The organism is Phormidesmis priestleyi ULC007 (assembly GCF_001895925.1).
In the GTDB taxonomy this organism is placed as follows: Bacteria; Cyanobacteriota; Cyanobacteriia; order Leptolyngbyales; family Leptolyngbyaceae; genus Phormidesmis_A; species Phormidesmis_A priestleyi_A.
Genome location: NZ_MPPI01000091.1, coordinates 1 through 2312, shown reverse-complemented (window position 1 = coordinate 2312; position 2312 = coordinate 1). Strand labels below are relative to the sequence as shown.

At 47.3% G+C, this 2312-nt stretch carries 3 protein-coding genes; 1 reads left to right on the top strand and 2 read right to left on the bottom strand.

Features of this window, described 5'->3' with window-relative positions; genetic code table 11:
* Positions 1-175: 175 nt before the first annotated feature.
* Together BRW63_RS26860 and BRW63_RS30130 are read right to left on the bottom strand one after the other, a co-directional pair.
* A complete protein-coding gene (locus BRW63_RS26860) occupies positions 176-448 on the bottom strand; it encodes a type II toxin-antitoxin system RelE family toxin (protein WP_073075361.1) in 273 nt (90 codons plus the stop codon).
* Entirely contained in the window at positions 435-581 is a 147-nt protein-coding gene (locus tag BRW63_RS30130) for a hypothetical protein (protein WP_223257539.1), read from the bottom strand. Before BRW63_RS30130 ends, BRW63_RS26860 begins: the two co-directional genes overlap by 14 nt.
* A gap of 188 nt (positions 582-769) precedes the next feature.
* Here BRW63_RS30130 and BRW63_RS26855 point away from each other — a divergent pair, with 188 nt between their 5' ends.
* The gene (locus BRW63_RS26855) at positions 770-2080 is read left to right on the top strand and encodes a homoserine dehydrogenase (RefSeq protein WP_073075360.1); all 1311 of its coding nucleotides are present in this window, start codon (positions 770-772) and stop codon (positions 2078-2080) included.
* Positions 2081-2312 lie beyond the last annotated feature (232 nt).

Sequence of the window (2312 nt, the reverse complement as noted above, 5' to 3'; positions counted from 1 at the left end):
GATTTAGCCTATGCCGTGATGGATGGGGTAGATGCTAGAGCTAAAGCCCATGGACATACGGTTGAACGCTTTCGGTTCAGGGCAGAAGACACTTAATACAACTTCATCCAACTCAGCTTTTCTACGCCTACCTACTTAGCCTTTCCCTAAATGTCCGGGAGAGGCTTGACGATCCTTATGGAAAAATCTTGTAGGTGTCCCTTCGGTGAGCAATACGATCGCAAACCAGAATGCGGTCTTCTTTTTCGATAGTAATACCAATTCGGTAGTCCCCAACTCGAATTTTGTACTTGTCGAAGTAGCCTTTCATTTTCTCCAAATAGCCTAGCTTAAATGGATTCTCAACCTCTAGCTCTTTAAAGACAATGAGTTCCACACGAGTTTGAATATCAGCAGGCAATGCAGCGAGTTCTTTCAAAAAACGTTTTGTAAACTCAACCGTCCACATGCTGTTCCTTTAAAGACTGATAATAATTGAGGGCTTCTGCTTTAGAAAGACGATCTTGATTCTCCGTTTCTTCCATCAGCTGGGTTAAACCAAAGTTCTCTAAAATTTCTTCAATTTGCTCAAATTCAGCGATCGGAATTAGGAAAGAATTAGTGCCAGCGATTTAGGTAACTTGAAGGAACAAGAATAAACTGGCTTCTCGGACACCGTTAAAGTCACCTCCTAGAGTCAGACGAAAATCCTACTCTAAAAGTGTGAAGTTATTTCTTGTCAAACCCGTACAATTCTAGAATTGAGTAACGATCGTAGTAGGAAAGCACTGTGGCGTTTAAAGTTGGTTTACTCGGATTGGGCACCGTCGGCACCGGAACCGTTGAAATTTTGCGCGACCCGGCTCAACGGCATCCCTTACTTCAAGAGCTAGTCATTCATAAAGTAGGAGTCCGATCGCTCGACAAAGCCCGATCGCTAAACCTATCCGCAGACCTGCTCACTACAGATTTAGACGCGATCGTCACCGACCCCGAAATTGATATCGTGGTCGAAGTTATGGGCGGTTTAGAACCTGCACGATCGCTGATTCTCAAAGCGCTCGCCCACAAAAAACACGTGGTGACAGCAAACAAAGCGGCGATCGCTCGGTTTGGTGACGAAATCTTCACGGCAGCCTCAGAAGCGGGAGTCTACGTTCTATTAGAAGCCGCCGTTGGGGGCGGAATTCCCGTGATTGAGCCGCTCAAGCAATCGCTGTGCGCCAATCGCATCAACACCGTCATAGGCATTGTGAACGGCACGACCAACTACATTCTGACGCGGATGCAAACGGAGGGCGGCGACTTTGGCGAGATTTTGGCAGACGCTCAACAACTCGGTTATGCGGAAGCCGATCCGACTGCTGATGTCGATGGGTTAGATGCCGCCGACAAGATTGCGATTCTCGCGTCTTTAGCATTTAGCGGACGCATCAAGCTCTCAGAAGTCTACTGTGAAGGCATTCGGCAGATTGGTGCAGCAGATATTGCCTATGCAGAAAAGCTGGGATTTGTGATTAAGCTATTGGCGATCGCCAAACGCGAATCTGATCAGCAATTGCAGGTGAGAGTGCATCCGACGCTCGTTCCAAAAACTCATCCGCTTGCCAGTGTAAATGATGTTTATAACGCGATTTTGATTGAAGGCGATCCGATCGGGCAAGTCATGTTTTTTGGTCGCGGAGCGGGAGCGGGGCCGACTGCCAGCGCGGTTGTTTCTGATATTCTCAACATTGCCGCAATCTTAAAAGTCGGACGCGGGCAAGTCACGCAAGCTGATGGAACACCGTTACTCGATCCTTTGCTGGCGTGTTCGCATCAGCATTATTGTACGATCGCGCCGATGTCAGAACTGGTCACTCGCTTCTATGCTCGATTTTTAACTCAAGATTATCCAGGTGTAATCGGTAAGTTGGGCACCTGTTTTGGTGATCATCAAGTCAGCCTAGAGTCAGTCGTGCAAGCCGGAATTCGCGATGGACTAGCTGAAATTGTGGTCGTCACCCACGATGTCCGAGAGGGCAATTTCCGCAAGGCGCTAGATGAGATTCAACGTATGACAACCGTTGCAAATATCGCGAGTGTACTGCGGGTTTTGTGATTACCGCGAGGTAAACCTATGACCACAAATTCAGCCCAGCAAGGGTTGACTAGTTCTAATTTAGAAGCCATTCATACAATTGTCGATCGGCTATTAGGTAAAACTTGTGGTTAAGATGGGTGCGACCTTTATTTGATACCCTTAGAGCGCAATGGAAAAGCCATATTGATTCAGCTTGTTCCAGAATTGATCCCAACGGGTTGAGGTTAAGACTAACGCTCTCAAACTCAGA

Excerpts from the sequence above, each read along its gene's own strand:
- BRW63_RS26860 (WP_073075361.1), bottom strand. The coding sequence starts at position 448 with ATGTGGACGGTTGAGTTTACAAAACGTTTTTTGAAAGAACTCGCTGCA.